This window comes from Pseudomonas sp. URMO17WK12:I11, assembly GCF_007677725.1.
GTDB lineage: Bacteria > Pseudomonadota > Gammaproteobacteria > Pseudomonadales > Pseudomonadaceae > Aquipseudomonas.
This window is the reverse complement of record NZ_VEDF01000002.1, coordinates 177,716-194,467: the sequence shown is the minus strand read 5'-3', so window position 1 is coordinate 194,467 and position 16,752 is coordinate 177,716. Positions and strand designations below refer to the sequence as shown.

The 16,752-nt window shown below is 62.2% G+C and carries 16 protein-coding genes and 2 tRNA genes; 4 read left to right on the top strand and 14 right to left on the bottom strand.

Going from position 1 to position 16,752, the window contains the following annotated elements; all coding sequences use genetic code 11:
- Nucleotides 1-450 precede the first annotated feature (450 nt).
- From FS665_RS04140 to FS665_RS04130, 3 genes are all read right to left on the bottom strand, one after another.
- Complete coding sequence (locus FS665_RS04140; protein WP_145183857.1) at nt 451-1,032, bottom strand: hypothetical protein; 582 nt, start codon at nt 1,030-1,032, stop codon at nt 451-453.
- Between the two features lie 91 nt (nt 1,033-1,123).
- Nucleotides 1,124-1,199: transfer RNA gene (locus FS665_RS04135), tRNA-Thr, on the bottom strand.
- A 97-nt stretch (nt 1,200-1,296) separates the two neighbouring features.
- Entirely contained in the window at nt 1,297-1,545 is a 249-nt protein-coding gene (locus FS665_RS04130; RefSeq protein WP_145183854.1) for a hypothetical protein, read from the bottom strand.
- Nucleotides 1,546-2,020: 475 nt separating this feature from the next.
- Here FS665_RS04130 and FS665_RS04125 point away from each other — a divergent pair, with 475 nt between their 5' ends.
- Both FS665_RS04125 and FS665_RS04120 read left to right on the top strand, forming a co-directional pair.
- The gene (locus tag FS665_RS04125) at nt 2,021-2,293 is read left to right on the top strand and encodes a hypothetical protein (protein ID WP_145183851.1); all 273 of its coding nucleotides are present in this window, start codon (nt 2,021-2,023) and stop codon (nt 2,291-2,293) included.
- Nucleotides 2,286-2,558: a DUF3077 domain-containing protein gene (locus FS665_RS04120; RefSeq protein WP_145183848.1), complete on the top strand. Its 273-nt coding sequence runs from the start codon at nt 2,286-2,288 to the stop codon at nt 2,556-2,558. The genes FS665_RS04125 and FS665_RS04120 overlap by 8 nt, the downstream gene beginning before the upstream one ends.
- Nucleotides 2,559-2,764: 206 nt before the next feature.
- Here the strand turns inward: FS665_RS04120 and FS665_RS04115 are convergent, their stop codons facing one another.
- The 5 genes from FS665_RS04115 to FS665_RS04095 are packed head-to-tail and all read right to left on the bottom strand — an operon-like array spanning nt 2,765 to nt 7,005.
- Nucleotides 2,765-3,970 carry a methyltransferase gene (locus FS665_RS04115; protein WP_145183845.1) on the bottom strand — a complete coding sequence of 402 codons (1,206 nt, stop codon included), beginning with the start codon at nt 3,968-3,970 and terminating at the stop codon, nt 2,765-2,767.
- 60 nt (nt 3,971-4,030) lie between these two features.
- Nucleotides 4,031-4,720, bottom strand: coding sequence for an ABC transporter permease (locus FS665_RS04110; RefSeq protein WP_145183842.1), 690 nt, complete (start codon nt 4,718-4,720; stop codon nt 4,031-4,033).
- Nucleotides 4,721-5,413, bottom strand: coding sequence for an ABC transporter permease (locus FS665_RS04105; RefSeq protein ID WP_145183839.1), 693 nt, complete (start codon nt 5,411-5,413; stop codon nt 4,721-4,723). It abuts the gene before it with no gap.
- A gap of 54 nt (nt 5,414-5,467) precedes the next feature.
- Nucleotides 5,468-6,220: an ABC transporter substrate-binding protein gene (locus FS665_RS04100; protein WP_145183836.1), complete on the bottom strand. Its 753-nt coding sequence runs from the start codon at nt 6,218-6,220 to the stop codon at nt 5,468-5,470.
- Nucleotides 6,221-6,231: 11 nt separating this feature from the next.
- Nucleotides 6,232-7,005: an ABC transporter ATP-binding protein gene (locus FS665_RS04095; RefSeq protein ID WP_145183833.1), complete on the bottom strand. Its 774-nt coding sequence runs from the start codon at nt 7,003-7,005 to the stop codon at nt 6,232-6,234.
- A gap of 630 nt (nt 7,006-7,635) precedes the next feature.
- On the opposite strand from FS665_RS04095, the gene gabP reads away from it, so the two are divergent.
- Nucleotides 7,636-9,021 carry a GABA permease gene (gabP, locus tag FS665_RS04090; RefSeq protein WP_145184971.1) on the top strand — a complete coding sequence of 462 codons (1,386 nt, stop codon included), beginning with the start codon at nt 7,636-7,638 and terminating at the stop codon, nt 9,019-9,021.
- Between the two features lie 94 nt (nt 9,022-9,115).
- On the opposite strand, the gene FS665_RS04085 is transcribed toward gabP, so the two are convergent.
- The 6 genes from FS665_RS04085 to FS665_RS04060 form a co-directional block, all read right to left on the bottom strand.
- Complete coding sequence (locus FS665_RS04085; RefSeq protein ID WP_145183830.1) at nt 9,116-9,559, bottom strand: hypothetical protein; 444 nt, start codon at nt 9,557-9,559, stop codon at nt 9,116-9,118.
- Between the two features lie 100 nt (nt 9,560-9,659).
- Nucleotides 9,660-10,646, bottom strand: a complete 987-nt coding sequence (gene ppk2, locus FS665_RS04080; RefSeq protein ID WP_145183827.1) for a polyphosphate kinase 2 — start codon at nt 10,644-10,646, stop codon at nt 9,660-9,662.
- A 202-nt stretch (nt 10,647-10,848) separates the two neighbouring features.
- Nucleotides 10,849-10,924: transfer RNA gene (locus tag FS665_RS04075), tRNA-Phe, on the bottom strand.
- A 90-nt stretch (nt 10,925-11,014) separates the two neighbouring features.
- The gene (locus FS665_RS04070) at nt 11,015-11,287 is read right to left on the bottom strand and encodes an oxidative damage protection protein (RefSeq protein WP_145183824.1); all 273 of its coding nucleotides are present in this window, start codon (nt 11,285-11,287) and stop codon (nt 11,015-11,017) included.
- Nucleotides 11,284-12,351 (bottom strand): A/G-specific adenine glycosylase, encoded by a 1,068-nt coding sequence (mutY, locus tag FS665_RS04065; RefSeq protein WP_145183821.1) that lies wholly within the window; start codon nt 12,349-12,351, stop codon nt 11,284-11,286. The genes FS665_RS04070 and mutY overlap by 4 nt, the downstream gene beginning before the upstream one ends.
- On the bottom strand, nt 12,348-14,582 hold the full coding sequence (locus tag FS665_RS04060) for an AsmA family protein (protein WP_145183819.1): 2,235 nt from the start codon (nt 14,580-14,582) through the stop codon (nt 12,348-12,350). Before FS665_RS04060 ends, mutY begins: the two co-directional genes overlap by 4 nt.
- Before the next feature lie 368 nt (nt 14,583-14,950).
- On the opposite strand from FS665_RS04060, the gene FS665_RS04055 reads away from it, so the two are divergent.
- Nucleotides 14,951-16,612 (top strand): OFA family MFS transporter, encoded by a 1,662-nt coding sequence (locus tag FS665_RS04055; RefSeq protein ID WP_145183816.1) that lies wholly within the window; start codon nt 14,951-14,953, stop codon nt 16,610-16,612.
- Nucleotides 16,613-16,752 lie beyond the last annotated feature (140 nt).

Genomic DNA, 16,752 nt, shown 5'->3' with positions numbered 1-16,752 from the left:
CGCCCCGTGTCTGGGCTTGGGCAGGTTATGAGATGTGTGGGTGTTCTGCGGATCCCTGCGGCGGTGTGCTTTTTGTGGCGAGGGGGAAGCTGTGCCCTCTCGATCTTGGGAGAGCCGTGGGAAAAAGGTTAGTTTTCGTGGAGGGGGCTTTCTGGGGGCTGAGGTGCCCGGATTTGTTGGGCTTGGTCGCTAACTTTTGATGGTTAGGAATGGTTAGGTTTGAGGTTAGGGATTCTCAACTGCCTGATTTTAAAAGGGTTTTTATTTTTGAGAAACTGGCTATAGGTAAAGGTTAGGAAATTACCAATATATAACCAAAACCTAACTTTTAAAGGCCTTCTAGAAGCCAGGCAGTGAGGGGGACACAGCCTGTTCGCTCACAAACTAACCGACCTAACCTCTTTCCGAGGGGTCAACATCAAACCGTAAGGCCGCTATGCGACGGCTGGTCTACACCGCCCCACTCGGTGCATCACCTGTCTCTGCTGATGCATCAACAGACTCCAACTGCTCCACCAACCAGGCGCATGAGCTGGACATCGACAACGCATCGTCCTGGTTCAACGGCATGCCTTTGATGTGGGCAACCTGATTCCGGATCTTCAGCAGGCGGACGAACGTTGAATACGTCAGCTCATCGATTAAACGTCGCTCCCGTAGTAACCACATTTTGTGGATGGAACGGTTGTGCTGCGGCGCCATCTTCCAACCCAGCTTAAGCATCAGCGAATTCAGCGCGATCTCAACCTCAAACCAGGATTGCAGCATGGCCACGTCTGGAGAAATCGTTGCCAGCTCGACTGCTTCTTCTGAAGGAGGTGCTGGAAGGATTGCTGCTGTGCCCTCTGTCAAATCTGCTTCGACTTCTTTCAGCTGCTGCTCTAGGTCAATCTGCAAGTCGCCATATTTGAGACTGCGGATTTTAGGTAGCAGTCCGATGAGCGGTCCCCTGATCGCTAGCCCTAGCACGATGGCTGCCAGCGGCCAGGCGAGGGAAGAAGTCATAGCGGCGACAAATTGCATCCAGTCCATGGTGCAGCTCCAGAGCGGGCGCTTGTTACATCATTTGTTACGTGTACCGCAAAAAACAAAGGCCTGCATCGCTGCAAGCCCTTGATTTATATGGTGCCGGCACCAGGAATCGAACCCGGGACCTACTGATTACAAGTCAGTTGCTCTACCATCTGAGCTATACCGGCAATGGGGCGTCATTATAACGATCGGTTGGCGCCTGTAAACCACTTATGTGCGAAAGCGTGAAAATAGCCTAAGTCACCGACTCAGAAGGATATTTTCTTACCAGCCGCGGTGGATGGTATTGACGCTTGGCTCGGTCTTGCCAGGGTTGAAAAACAGCTCGTCGTTGTCGCAGCCGCGGTTGCGGCAGGGGGCTTCGTGGCGCATGGAGAGGCCGCGGTCGCCGCCGAGTTGCATGCCAGGTGTGTTCCAGTCCAGCTTGCTGCCGGGGTGCGCGGGCTGGCTGGTGGTGCAGGCGCCGAGGGACAGGGTGAAGGCCAGCAGGGCGAGGGTCTTGGCTTGAGGCACGATGGTTTAGTCCGTTAGTCCATGGTCGATTCTGGCGCAATGCCAGATGGCCGCGGGGCTGGCGGGCAGCGGGCGGCTCGGGTTCTGGTGATTCGGGGCGCGGATGATACACCGTCCAGCGTTTTTGGGGGTGAGCCCCACGTTGATCTGAGCGGAGTTTGTGAGGAAATTCCGGACTTGAAACCAAATACTTCTTGATCGAGGTAGTTGGGAATTATCCTACGCGCCTAGTCGACGCTTCTCTGTTGGCGGGGAAGTGGCCCAGGGATATTGTTCCTGGGTCGCCAAATCCTGGCGAACGGGCGTGAGAACCCGATATGGAGACTCATCGGCTAGCCACTTATGGCGGTCGTACGCGGGCAGACCTCGGTCTGGCCGAGCTTTGTAGCTCCCTCGGTTTCTCACCCCGCGTACGACTGCCACCTGAATCCGTGAGAAGGTCCATGTGGTGGTTCCAACTCAAGGAGCTGCTGCCATGAAAAAGATCGTCCCCGACCCACCCCACCTACTCGTCCAAAACCCCTTCATCACCGCCTACAGCGACATCACCCCCGAAGACGCCCTGCACAACGCCTACGACCTCATGCGCGGCGTGGCCGACACCATCGATGAACACTGCCGCCTGCATGCCGGACAACGGGGCCTGCCGACGCTGGCCAGCGCCTCCCAGGCAGTGGACGCCGCCCTGATCCTCTTCCAGCACGCAATTGCGACCCTGAACGCCAAAGAGGACAAAACCGATGACTGATCACCCAAGGCCCAGGGTCACTGCCGGCAATGTCACCTTCCTCCAGGCCGGCAACTCGTCCCACAACCTTTTCGGCGTACAACCGGGCGTCCCTGTGGAAGGCGCTTACGAACACGTCACGGTGCTCCTGGGCTACATCACGCATTTAGTGCGCGAAGGCGACATGGAAGATGACCACAAACTGCTCGGCGCAGCCGACTATCTATTGGCCATGGCCAAAGCGCTGATGAACGACATCGAGCTTGCGAAAAACAGGCCGCTGTGACTTGACATAATTTGCTTATGCACAAGCGGCATTGCCATCTCCAGCGAAACGCGTGCCGCTCTTATATACCACCTGTCTTTGCGCAAATACCTGTTTTTGCTGGGCTTGCAGCCTGCTGCGGAATAAGCCAGGCGTTTGAAATAGCCCTCGGCTCCAAGCATTCATCAAAAGCTTGTTCACAGACTTATCCACAGGTTGTGCTGCGGCTATCGGTCACGTTCGGCCAGCAGCAAAAGGTTGCGCGGCGTCAGTGGGTAGTCGCAGAACGTACCCAGGCGCACCTTGTAGCCCTGTTCCTCGAGGAACAGCGCGCGATCGAGTACCAGCCACATTTCCAGCGGGCGGCGGAACAGGTTGCGTACCCGTTCCAGGTTGCGCACCTGGGCCAGGCGCTGCCAGCCAGCGGCTTCGAGACGAGTCCAGTCTGGCGTGCCCTGTATGTCCACTTGCCGCAGCGCGGCGAGTTCTCGGCAGTAGTGCTCGAATGTCTTGTCCAGCCAGGCGACTGGCAAGGACGGTGTGGGTAAATAGTCGTCGCACTGGCGCTGCTCGCGCTGCAACAGATCGAAGCCCAGGCGGCGGGCCATGGAAAGGTCACGCTGGCGACGCACGCGGGCGCCGGCGGTGACCGTTTCAGACAGGGGCAAGCCGAGGTCGAGCATATCCAGCTGCAATGCCGAGGCCTGCGCGGCTGTGGATAACGGCTGGTAGCGCTCGCCTGGAATGCGGTTGTAACAGCACGGCGCCACGGCGAGGTGCCGGCAGCCCTGTTCGCTGGCTTGGCGCAGCAGGTGCACATGCAGCTCGCCGCAGGCATGCAGGGCCACGACACTTTTATCCACGGTCAGGTAATCAGTGCTGCCGGCAGCCATGACGTCCTGGTGCACATGGGTAGCTGGCAGATGGTGATGGTCGCTCAAGGCCTGGCCGGCTGCGACCAGATCGGCGTCGTACTCCAGGCACGTCAGCTGCTGGCCTGGTTGCAGCAGACGGCGGCCCAAGTGGCCTTTGCCTGCGCACCAGTCCAGCCAATGTCGGGTGTTTTCACGAAACGCCAGGCGACGGCTGAAGGCTTCGATTTGTTGCCACTTGCGGCCCGGAACATTGACGTCGAGGCGGTGGCCTGCGCTGGGAAGGCCTGCGTCCGGCAGCTCACCAACGGCAGACAGGTGCTTGGCCTGGGTGGCGAGCTGCGAGTAGGGCGCGGGCAGGCGTTCAGCGCCAGCCTCGGTTTCGGCCTCCTCGAGCGTGCACTGGCGCAGGTGGGAAGCCAGCTCGGGATACTGGCGTTCCCAGCCCAGCTGCAGGCAGGTGAACGGCCTTGGCTTCCACAGCCCCTGGTACTCGGTCAGAAACTGATCGAGGCCTTGGAAGCGGTCAAGCAGCTGATAGCCGTGGAGGTAGGCGGGCATGGTACCGGGCTTGTTGTGGGTAAGTTGTCGGGCCTGTCCGTCGAGCAGGCCCGCGAAGGCTCAACGCCCCTGGCAGGCATCCACGCGCAGCCAGCGCTCGAGCAGCTTGAAGCCTTGCACCAGCACGAACGAGATCAGCAGGTAGAACAACCCGGCAGCGAAGAAGATCTCCACCGGCAGGTAGGTGCGGGCGATGATGGTGCGGGCCATGCCGGTCAGTTCCAGCAGGGTTACGGTGCTGGCCAGGGCGCTGGCCTTGAGCATCAGGATCACTTCGTTGCTGTAGGCCGGCAGGCCGATGCGTGCGGCGCGGGGCAGCATGATGTAGAACAGCGTCTTGCCCCGCGACATGCCCAGCGCCCGCGCCGCCTCGATTTCACCCTTGGGGATCGACTGCAACGCACCGCGCAGGATCTCGGCGATGTAGGCAGCGGTGTGCAAGGTCATGGTCAGCACCGTGCACCAGAACGGATCGCGCAGGTAGGGCCACAGCGAGCTGGAGCGCACCGCCTCGAACTGCGCCAGGCCGTAGTAGACCAGGAACAGCTGCACCAGCAGCGGCGTGCCGCGGAAGAAGAAGATGTAGCTGAACGGCAGCGCGCGCACGTACCAGTGCCGCGAGGAGCGTGCGATACCCAGCGGGATCGCCAGGATCAGCCCGGCGACCACGGCGATGGCCACCAGCTCCAAGGTCAGGGTCGCGCCCTGGGCCAGGCGCGGCAGCCACTTGATGATGACTTCCCAATTCATTTATTCGGCCCTCGCAAAGCCGCGAGCGGCGCGTTTTTCCATGAAGTACATGCCGGTCATGGCGATGACGGTCAGGCTCAGGTAAATGCAGGCCGCCACCATGTAGAAGGTGAACGGCTCCTTGGTCACGGTCACGCCGATCTGGGCGTGGCGCATGATTTCTTCCAGGCCGATCACCGACACCAGCGCGGTGTCTTTCATCAGGATCATGAACAAGTTACCCAGGCCGGGCAGGGCGATGCGCCACATCTGCGGCAGAATGATCCGCGACAGGATGCGCCCCTTGGACAGGCCCAGTGCCTGGCCCGCCTCGCGGTGGCCTTTGGGAATGGCCAGGATCGCGCCGCGAAACACTTCGGTGGCATAGGCCCCGAAGCACAGGCCCAGGGCGATGACCCCGGCGGCGAAGGCGCTGAGCTCCAGGCCCGGCAGGTTCAGGGCTTCACCGAGGCTGTTCATCAAGCCGACGGTGCCGAAGTAGATGAGCAGCACCCACAGCAGCTCGGGCACGCCGCGCACCAGGGTCGAGTAGAAGCCACCAAGCCACTGCAGCGGCTTGATCGAGGAAGTCTTGGCCAGGGCGCCGAGCAGGCCCAGCACCAGCCCCAACAGCAGGGCGCAAAGCGCCAGTTTTACGGTCATCAGGGTGCCGGCCAGCATGGCCGGACCGAATCCGTGCAAGTCGATATTCATGGGCAGGTCATTCTAGGGACTTGCGCGCCGCCAGGGCGCGCAGGTCAGGGCGGATCATTCGATGCTGAATGGGAAGTACTTGTCGTTGATCTTCTTGTACGTGCCGTCGGCCTTGATCTCTGCCAGGGCTTTGTTCAGGTCGTCGCGCAGCTTGGTGTCACCCTTGCGCACGGCGATGCCGATCTTGTCGCTGTCCATCACCGGCTCGCCCTTGAACTCGTAGTTCATGCCGTCCTTGCTCTTGAGCCACTCGTACTGCACGTACTTGTCGGCGAGGATGCCGTCGATGCGGCCGGAGACCAGGTCGAGGTAGGCGTTTTCCTGGGTGTCGTACAGCTTGACGTCGACGCCTGGGAAGTTGTCTTCAAGGTAGGTGCCAGCCAGGGTCGCGCGCTGGGTGCCGATGACCTTGCCTTTGAGCGAGTCTTTGTCGGTCTTGAAGTCGACGTTCTTCGGCGCGATGAACTGCAGCTTGTTGGAGTAGTACGGATCGGTGAAGTCGACGGCCTGCTTGCGCTCGTCGGTGATCGACAGCGACGACACCAGGAAGTCGAACTTCTTGGCGTTCAGGGCCGGAATGATGCCGTCCCAGTCGGAGGTCACCACCGAGCACTCGACTTTCATCTTGGCGCACAGGGCGTCGCCGATGTCCTTGTCGAAGCCGACGACGTTACCGCTGGCATCCTTGTTGTTGAACGGCGGGTAGGCGGCTTCGATACCCATGCGCAGTTTTTCCGCGGCCATGGCGTTGGCCGACATGACCAGGGTGGCAGCGGCTGCCAGGAGAAACTTCTTGTAAGTGTGCATGTATTGCTCCGTTAGCGGTGGCTGGACATGAATTGCTTGCAACGCGCCGAGGTCGGGTTCTCGAAGACCTGCTGCGGCGATCCCTGCTCTTCAACCAGGCCCTGGTGCAGGAAGACCACTTCACTGGACACCTGGCGGGCAAAGTTCATCTCGTGCGTCACCAGCAGCATGGTACGGCCTTCTTCGGCCAGTGCGCGGATAACGTTAAGCACTTCCTGGACCATTTCCGGATCGAGCGCCGAGGTCGGCTCGTCGAACAGGATGACCTTGGGTTTCATGGCCAAGGTGCGGGCAATGGCGGCGCGCTGCTGCTGGCCACCGGAAAGCTGGGCGGGGTAACTGTGGCGCTTGTCGTAGATGCCGACCTTGTTCAGCAGCGCCTCGGCGGCCTCGATGGCCTCGGCCTTGCTCTGGCCCAGTACGCGGCGCGGCGCCTCGATGATGTTGTCGAGGATCGACATGTGCGGCCACAGGTTGAAATTCTGGAACACGAAGCCGATTTCGCTGCGCAGGCGGTTGATCTGGCGGTTGTCGCTGGCGATCAGGTCACCGTTCTTGGCGGCCTTGAGCTTGAGGGCTTCGCCGGCGACCAAGATCTCGCCCTTGTGCGGGTTTTCCAGCAGGTTGATGCAGCGCAGCAGGGTGGACTTGCCGGAGCCGGACGACCCCAGGATGGAGATCACGTCACCGTCGCGCGCGGTCAGCGAAATGCCCTTGAGAATTTCCTGCTCGCCGTAGCGTTTGTGCAGATTGCGGATTTCCAGCGCGGGCGTGGCCTGGGCCATGTGCGGTCCTCATGTATTCGGGTGCGTTCCCAGCTGTTGGCGGCCTTCCTGGCGAGCGCCACGCTAGCATAGCGGCAATATGACGGCCAACAGGGGTACAAGGGGCTCAAGGCATTGCTGGGGCAGTTTGTCGCATCGCTGCAGCGCAACGTCGCGCAGATGTCCGCAAACGGTCTCGCCCAGCTCCAGAGCCTTGATGAAAAAAGGCGCGATGGTGCCAGCTTTGGGCGGCGGTTGGAAGCGCTTTCAACCATCGACGGGTATTCGTTGGCTACAGGGTGGTACTGAAAAAGCAGAAGACCTGGCTTGATAGGTTGTACCCATGGGTTGCACTTTTCTGCATTGCATTGGTGCAAGGGTGTTACCGAGGGGCACCTTTGGGGCGTTTGTAAGTGGGTATTTCAGTAATCCAGACTTGGCATGGGGATTTGACGGGCATTCGGTCAGAACCTGGCCATATGCCCCGCAAGCCAACGTTTATGAGGGTGCGCGGTGTTCCTGACAAAGGCGTTCAGCACCTGGCGCGCTTATTGCCAGTGTGAACATGCCGATTGCAGCAATGCCTAGGTAATCCCCGCGCGTGCTGTGTTCCCGCAGTCGGAGTGGTCCACTCCTTACAAAGGTAGTTTTATGAGCGGTAACAATTCCAATGACCTCGCTCAGGGGCTCAAACAACGGCATGTGACCATGCTGTCCATCGCTGGCGTTATTGGCGCCGGTTTGTTCGTAGGTTCCGGGCACGCCATTGCAGCTGCTGGCCCTGCGGTGCTGCTGGCCTATGCCGCTGCCGGCACGCTGGTGGTGCTGGTGATGCGCATGCTGGGTGAAATGGCCATCGCCTCGCCCGACACTGGTTCGTTCTCTACTTATGCCGACCGCGCCATTGGCCGCTGGGCAGGCTTCACCATTGGCTGGTTGTACTGGTGGTTCTGGGTGCTGGTGATCCCGCTGGAGGCCAACGCTGCGGCGGCCATCCTGCATGCCTGGTTCCCGGCAGTCGATCTGTGGGCATTTTCCCTGCTGATTACCCTGGCGCTGACCCTGACCAACCTGTGCAGCGTCAAGAACTACGGTGAGTTCGAGTTCTGGTTCGCCCTGCTCAAGGTGCTGGCGATCATCGGCTTCATCGTGGTTGGCTGTGTCGCCATGTTCGGCTTCGTGCCCGACAGCCAGGTGAGCGGCGCTGCGCACCTGTTCGATACCCAAGGCTTCATGCCCAATGGCCTGGGCGCGGTGCTGGCGGCCATGCTCACCACCATGTTCTCGTTCATGGGCACCGAGATCGTCACCATCGCTGCTGCCGAATCGAAAAACCCAGGCAAGCAGATCAGCCGCGCCACTAATTCGGTGATCTGGCGCATCTGCCTGTTCTACCTGGTGTCGATCTTCCTGGTGGTGGCACTGGTGCCCTGGAACGACCCAGCGCTGGCTGAAGTGGGCTCGTACCAGACGGTGCTCAGCCGTATCGGCGTGCCGAATGCCAAGCTGATCGTCGACATCGTGGTACTGGTCGCGGTCACCAGCTGCCTGAACTCGGCGCTGTACACCTCTTCGCGCATGCTGTTCTCGCTGAGCAAGCGCGGTGACGCCCCGGCCATTGCCCAGCGCACCACCAAGGCAGCGACGCCGCATGTGGCCGTGCTGCTGTCTACCGCAGCGGCGTTCCTCTGCGTCTTCGCCAACTACGTGGCGCCGGCCCAGGTGTTCGAGTTCCTGCTGGCCAGCTCTGGCGCCATCGCCCTGCTGGTGTACCTGGTGATCGCGGTATCGCAGCTGCGCATGCGCAGTCAGCGCGAAGCGCGTGGCGAGCACATCGACTTCAAGATGTGGCTGTTCCCTGGCCTGACCTGGGCGACCATCGCCTTCATCGTCGCGGTGCTGGTGGTGATGGGGCTGCGCGAGGATCACCGTGCCGAGATCATCGCGACCGCGCTGCTGAGCATTGGCGTCGTCGCGGCGGGCCTGCTGGTGCACCGCAAGCGTGCCGCGGCTGCGCGCGTGGCACTGGATAGCTGACCGGCGCTGTTGGCAATGACAAAGGCCGCATCCTCTGCAGGGTGCGGCCTTTTTTGTGGCGCGAAGAACGGCTGGCGCAGCGTCTGCGGCGAAGTCAGCCGAACTGCTTTTGCTGTTGCTGCTGCTTGGCCACCAGCTCGGAGGCGGCGATGTAGGCCTGCTGGAACTCGTCGCTTTCGAGCCAGGCCATGGTGGTGTCTTCGTCGGCGCCGTCGAGCCAGGTGCGGTAGGCGGTGAACACCAGCACGATGTAGTCGGTGGCGTGTTCTTCCTTGTGACCCTTGAGCACCAAGGCCAGCAGGGGGTCGACCAGGAACACCGAGATCATCGGCACCAGGCCGTTTTCCTGGGCGCTCTTCATCTTCTCGAACAGCTCTTTGTAGCTGTCGCTTTCCATGGCCTTGTTGAACACCTGCTCGATGCTGGCGCTGTCGCCGGCACTGGCTTTGACCGCCTGGCCGCTGCGGACCATGCGGTTTTGCTTGGCCTTGCTGGCGGCGCGCTTGGCGCGTTTCTGTTGTTTGGTTGGCGTGGCCATGGGCAAATCCTTGGGTGTGGCGGAAAAGTGCGCGTATTGAAGCGCAGTTGCCGGGGAAACCCAAGTGCTGCAGCACAGGGCCGCTGAGCGGCCCGGTCATTCAGCTGGCGGGCGCCGGCTCGTCCTCCTCGAAGCCGCGCGAGGCACGGCCCACCAGCAGCTCATCGGGGGCATGGGCGACGCTCAGGTCCTTGTCGGGGTAATCCAGCGAATGCAGGAAGTGGCGGATGCAGTTGATGCGTGCACGCTTCTTGTCGTCGGACTTGATCACCGTCCACGGCGCATCGGCGGTGTCGGTGTGGAAGAACATCGCCTGCTTGGCGGCGGTGTAGTCCTCCCAGCGGTCCAGCGACTTAATGTCGATGGGCGAGAGCTTCCAGTGCTTGAGCGGGTCGTCCCGGCGCGAGATGAAGCGGCGCAGTTGCTCTTCGCGGTTCACCGAGAACCAGTACTTGAACAGCAGGATGCCGCTGTTGCACAGCATCCGCTCAAGGTCCGGCGCCTGGCGCATGAACTCCAGGTACTGCAGCGGCGTGCAGAAATCCATGACCTTCTCGACCCCGGCGCGGTTGTACCAGGAGCGGTCGAAGAAGACCATTTCTCCTGCCGTGGGCAGGTGCTGGATGTAGCGCTGGAAGTACCACTGGCCCTTTTCCTGCTCAGAAGGCTTTTCCAGGGCGACGATTCGCGCGCCACGGGGGTTCAGGTGCTCCATGAAGCGCTTGATGGTGCCGCCCTTGCCAGCGGCGTCGCGCCCTTCGAACAGCACCACCACCCGCTGCCCGGTTTCCTTGACCCAGCTCTGGACTTTCAACAGCTCGATCTGCAGCGCGTGCTTGGCCTTTTCGTACTCATTGCGGCGCAGGCGGGTGCGGTACGGGTAACTGGCTGGCAGCCGCGCGGCGGTGCTGTCTTCGTTGCTGCCCTTGGGCGCGGATGCCACCTGCAGCGCCGCGGGGGCCTGGCTGACCTTGGTGATGGTCGGCTCAGGCTTGCGCTGACGTGGCCGGCGCGGGCGCGGGGGCTTGGCGGTTGGGGGCGTGATGTCGGTTGGTGCTGGAAGGAGGAGGGGGGATTCGTCGCTCATGAATGGCCTTGTCGTGGTCGAATGTCCACGAGCCATACTATCGAGACGCAGCAAGGTGCTCGTTGATGAGCATCAATGGCTGATGGCTCAGCGCCATCCGGATCAAGCTAGAGAAGCCAAATCACAGGCAACAAAAAACCCGCACTGGGCGGGTTTCTTGTTGTCGCTTCGGGTAACTTTGCAACCACCAGAAGCTTGAAGGTGGTGCCCAGAGACGGAGTCGAACCGCCGACACGAGGATTTTCAATCCTCTGCTCTACCGACTGAGCTATCTGGGCGACGAGGTGAATTAAATAGATTTTCAGATCGGTCGTCAACGACTTTTTGAAAAAATTTTAAATTAATTCCGTCGCTTACGCTCCGTGGGGTCATTCGGCGGGGGGAACGTAGCCTTCCGCTTGGGCGTAATCCTCGCCGGCGAAAAACTTGTCCATCTCGCCCTGGAGGAATTTGCGGTCCTCGGCGTTCATCATGTTCAGGCGCTTTTCGTTGATCAGCATGGTCTGGTGCTTCTGCCAGTCGGCCCAGGCTTGCTGCGAGATGTTGTCGAAGATGTCCTGGCCCTTGGCGCCGGGGTATGGCGGACGCTCCAGGCCTGGCAGCTGTTCGTTGTACTTGCGGCACATCACGGTGCGGGTCATTGGGCTTCTCCTGCAATCAATTCGTCGGCCGCGCGTTTGAGCAGCTTCTTGACCGGGGCGGCCAGGCCCAGGCGCGGTGGGGTGGCGAGGTTATACCAGAGCCAGTCGGCCTCGGCCACGTGCGGGTCGACCGGGTCTACCCGCACCAGCCAGGGCTCGATGGCCAGCTGGAAGTGGCTGAAGGTATGGGTCAGGCCATCCAGCGCGCGGCGTTCAGACAGGCGCAGGCCATGCTGGTAGGCCAGGTCGTCGAGCTGGGCGATGTCGTCGAGCTCGGGCAGGCTCCACAAGCCGCCCCACAGCCCGCTGGAAGGCCGGCGATAGAGCAGGATGGCACCTTCGTGGTTGGCCAGCAGCGGCATCAAGGTGCGCCGCTGCGGCAGCGCCTTGCGCGGTTTGGGCTCGGGGTAGCGGGTTTCTTCGCCGTGCAGGTGCGCCTCGCAGCCACTGCGCACCGGGCACAGCAGGCAAGTAGGCTTGCTGCGTGTGCACAGCGTTGCGCCCAGGTCCATCATCGCCTGAGTGTAGTGGTTGGCGCGCTGCTGCGGGGTGAAGCGCTCGGCGGTCGCCCACAGCTGGTTGGCGACTTTCGGCTCGCCTGGGTAGCCGGCCTGGGCAGTGAAGCGGGCCAGCACGCGCTTGACGTTGCCATCGAGGATCGGCGCACGGATACCCATGCTGATGCTGGCGATCGCTCCGGCGGTGGAGCGGCCGATGCCAGGGAGCTCGGTGAGCTGCTCGACGCTGCGCGGGAATTCACCGCCGTACTGCGCGACGACGATCTTCGCGGCTTTTTGCAGATTGCGCGCACGGGTGTAGTAGCCCAGCCCGGTCCACAGGTGCAGCACTTCGTCCTCGGGCGCTTCGGCCAGGGCCTGCACGGTCGGCAAGGCCTGCATGAAACGGTCGAAGTAGTTCAGCACGGTGCTGACCTGGGTCTGCTGCAGCATGATTTCCGACACCCATACCCGGTATGGGTTGATGCCCTGTTGCCAGGGCAGGTCGTGGCGGCCGTGTTGGTCGTACCACGCCAGCACGGCGCTGGAGAACTGCGTGGGGGTCATCGCTTGAACAGCCCCTTGAGCGCGTCTTTGAGTTCTGGGCTCACTTTGTCTCCGAGTTTTTCATCGAGCTTGTCCTTGAGGCGGTTGCCGGCGAGCTTGGCAGCGACTTTGCCCAAGCCGTCCTGGTCCAGCCGGCAGGCCTTGGCGCCCAGCTCCAGCGGGCCACGGCAGCGCAGCGGCAGTTCGACCCCGACGTAACGCTCGTTGACCTGGCAGGCCGGGTCGGGCATGGCGCGCTGGTCGCCTTCGACGATCACGCCGACGTTGTAGTCCATGCCCAGCACGCGCAGGTCAAGGTCGCCATGGCCGTTGACGGTGAGGCCCGGAATGCGTGCCTTGAGGTCTGGGTTGCTGGCCACGCCATTGCGAATCACCAAGCTGCCGCGCAGTTCCTCGAACGGGGTGTCCTTGCCGCGCGGATCGCCGCTCAAGGTCTTGCGATTGAGGGTGGCAATGGCCTGGCAGAGTTGCTGTTCCAGGTTGGCGTTGACCAGCACGCCGTTGGCGATGGTGAAGTTTGCGCTGCCATTGAGGGTTTCGACCAGTGCCTTCTGGCTGTTACCGGTAGCGGTCAGATCGCTGGTCAGGGTCAGCAGGCCTTTGACCGGAGGCGTTTTGTTGTCCTCAGTCTTGATGAAGTGCTCGACCGGCACCCGGTTGATCTTGGTATTGATGCCGATCTGCGGCACGGCAGGGCGCACATCGACACTGCCCTTGGCTTCGAAGCTGCCGTTGTAGAGGCCGCCGCGCAGGGTCTGCAGGGTCAGCAGGCCACCTTGGCCGCTGGCTTGCAGTTGGGCGTCGGTGATCGGCAGTTTGTCCAGGGTCAGCGCGCCGAAAGCCAGGTCGGCTTGCAGGTCGAGGGCGCGCAGGCGGTCGACCGGCAGCAGCTTGTCTTCGCTCCAGGCTTGCTGGGTAGGTGCATTGGGCAGCGGTGAGCTGCTGGCAGCGGCACTGACGCTGGCTTCCTGTTGCTGGACCTCGGCCTGACGCGCCGCCGTGGCCCCTTTGGCCTGCTCGCTCTTGGCCGGCAGGTAGCGGTCGGCGTCGAACTTGTCGCCCTTGAGTTGCAGGCGCAGGGCTTGCTTGGCGAAGTCTTCGATGGCTACGCGGCCGGTGAAGGTGCTGTCGTCCAGCTTCACGGCAAGGTCGGCCAGGTTCAGGCTGGTCGGCGTGCCCTGCAGGCGGGTCACCAGCTCGAGCTTGCCGAAGGCCGTGGCGTCGTTAGTGGCCGGCAGCGGATGGCCGATGCCATCGAGGAAGGTGCGCAGGTCGAATTGCGCGATCGACAAGCCGCCGCTGACCTGCGGGGTTTTGTCCAGGTCACGCACATTCAGCTCGCCCAAGGCACGCAGTTGGTTGGCCGAGATTTTCAGGCCGTTCCACGACGCCACATTGGCCCCCATGTCGACCAGCAACTGGCCCTGGGCGCCGAAAGTCACGGTCTTGCCGGCGGTCGGCTCGCCCGACGTCTCGCCGGTCAGGCGCAGGTCTTCGAAGTTGTAGCGCTTGAGCTTGCGGTCGAAGCGCAGTTCGCCGGCTAGTTCAGTGCGTGCCTTGATCGCCGGTTGGCTGGCGCTGAGGAAGGCGCTGGCTTTGACGGCGATGTTGGCGCCTTCATGCACCGGGCCGGTGCTCAATTGAATGCTCTCGGCGCTGTAGTTCTGGCCGCTCTTGGCATCGCTGTACTGCACGCGGGCGTTGTTCACGGTCAGGCTGTCGATGTCGAGCTTGACGGCGCGCTCGCTGCTGCTGTCGGCAGGCGCGCTTGGCTCACCCGCTGGGGTTTGCGCAGTGCCAGCGGCGCTGCCATCGGTTGCCGTGGGCAGCGGTTTGCCGATGTCTTCCCAGTTGCCGTGGCCGTTTTCATCGCGTGCCAGGATCAGGTTCAGGCCTTCGACACGCACGTCGCTCATCTGCACTTCGCGGCGCAGCAGCGGCAGCACCCGAACGGAAAGGCCGAGCATCTGCAGGTCGGCAAAGGGTGTTTGCGGGTTGGTCAGCGTCGCGATGCTGGCTTCGTGCAACTCCAGCCCCAACCAGGGGAACAGGCTCCAGCCGATATCGCCATTGAGGGTCAGCTCGACATGGGCCTTGTCGCGCACCAGTTGGCGGATCTCGTCTTTATAGTCGTTGGGATCGAAGAGGTGGGTCAGGGCGAAGCCCAGCGCCACGATGATCAGCAGCAACCCGAGAAGCCCAAGTCCCAGGATTTTGCCGAACGCTTTCATGGGCGAGTCCTTGTAGTTCGTAGTAAGAATTCCGAACGGCTGAGTATAACGCCGCAGGGGTGACGGTGAGTCCGCTGATTTGGGGTTCGACAGTTGTGGTGTGGCCAGTTCCTTCTGCGTCGGCCTGTTCGCCGACGAGCCGGTAAACAGGCCGACGCGGAAATACCTATTCAGCTGGGCGAAAAAATAACGATATCAGATTGCTTTCATGTCATCTGTGAGCTGGTACCCTTGTGCCGCTTTGCGGAGCGACCGCGACCCATTGTCGCGGGCCGTTACCCAGGGAAAAGGCCAGTCCGCCATGCGTGCGAGAACAAGAGCCCGGGCAGCATCCGCCAGCACTGTCTACCTACAAAAGGATCGAATCCATGAGCAGTACCATCACGGCAGGCGGCGCGGTCAGCGCGCCGAGCTTCCTGTCGAAGGAGCGCATCATCGCCCGCCCGGGCTTCAACCGCTGGCTGGTCCCACCGGCGGCCCTGGCTATCCACCTGTGCATCGGCATGGCCTATGGCTTCTCGGTGTTCTGGCTGCCGCTGTCGCAAGCCATCGGCATCACCGCACCGGTTGCCTGTTCGGCGGACATGGGCTTCGTTGCCCGCATGTTCAGCGCCGAGTGCGACTGGCCGATTTCCATGCTGAGCTGGATCTACACGCTGTTCTTCGTCTTCCTCGGCTGCTCGGCCGCGGTGCTTGGCGGCTGGCTGGAACACGCCGGCCCGCGCAAGGCCGGCCTGGTATCGGCGCTGTGCTGGTGCGGCGGCATGCTGATCTCGGCGATCGGGGTCAAGACTCATCAGCTCTGGCTGATGTGGCTGGGCTCGGGCGTGATCGGCGGCATTGGCCTGGGGCTGGGCTACATCTCGCCGGTCTCGACCCTGATCAAGTGGTTCCCGGACAAGCGCGGCATGGCTACCGGCATGGCGATCATGGGCTTTGGCGGCGGCGCCATGGTCGGCGCCCCGCTGGCAACCGCGCTGATGGGGCACTTTGGCAACGCCCAGGAAGTGGGCGTATGGCAGAGCTTCGTCGCCATGGCCGCGATCTATTTCGTGTTCATGACCGCAGGCGCCTTGGCCTACCGGGTTCCGCCAACCGGCTGGAAGCCTGAAGGCTGGACTGCCCCGGCGAAGAAAGTCGGCAATGGCATGGTCACCGACCGCCACGTGCACGTCAGCGTCGCCTGGAAAACCCCGCAGTTCGCCCTGGTCTGGCTGGTGCTGTGCCTGAACGTCTCGGCGGGTATCGGCATCCTCGGCATGGCCTCGCCGCTGCTGCAGGAAGTGTTCGCCGGCAAGCTGCTGGGCAACGAGCTGAGCTTCAGTGAGCTCAACCCTGCCCAGCTGGCGCAGATCGCGGCGATTGCCGCAGGCTTCACCGGTTTGTTGAGCCTGTTCAACATCGGCGGGCGTTTCTTCTGGGCGTCGTTCTCCGACTACATCGGCCGCAAGAACACCTACTTCGCCTTCTTCGCCCTGGGTGTCGGCCTCTACAGCCTGGTGCCGAACATGGGCCACCTGGGTAACGTGGCGCTGTTCGTGGCGGCGTTCTGCATCATTCTGTCGATGTACGGCGGCGGTTTCTCCACCGTGCCTGCGTACCTGGCCGACCTGTTCGGCACGCAGATGGTCGGCGCCATCCACGGTCGCCTGCTGACGGCCTGGGCCGCTGCCGGCGTGCTGGGCCCGGTGCTGATCACCTACTTGCGCGAGTATCAGCTGGCAGCGGGCGTGGAGCGTGCAGCTGCGTACGACATGACCTTGTACATTCTGGCAGGCCTGCTGGTGCTGGGCTTCATCTGCAACCTGCTGATTCGCCCGGTTGCCGACAAGTACTTCATGAGCGATGCCGAGCTTGCCGCCGAACGTGCGCTGAGCCACGACAAAGGCGCTGACGGTGCGCGGTCGCTGGAGTGGCACGCCGCGCCGGGCAGCCTGCCGCTGGTGCTGCTGGCTTGGGCGGTGGTGGTTGTGCCGTTGGCTTGGGGTGTGTGGATTACCCTGCAGAAGACGGCTGTCCTGTTCCATTGAGCTTGGGGGCGCTTTGCGCCCCATCGCGACTTGCAGTCGCTCCTACGTGGGGGTGCGCTCACCCCGTTGGGGGCTTTGCGGCGCATCGCGACTTGCAGTCGCTCCTACGTGGGGTGCGCTCACCCCGTTGGGGGCTTTGC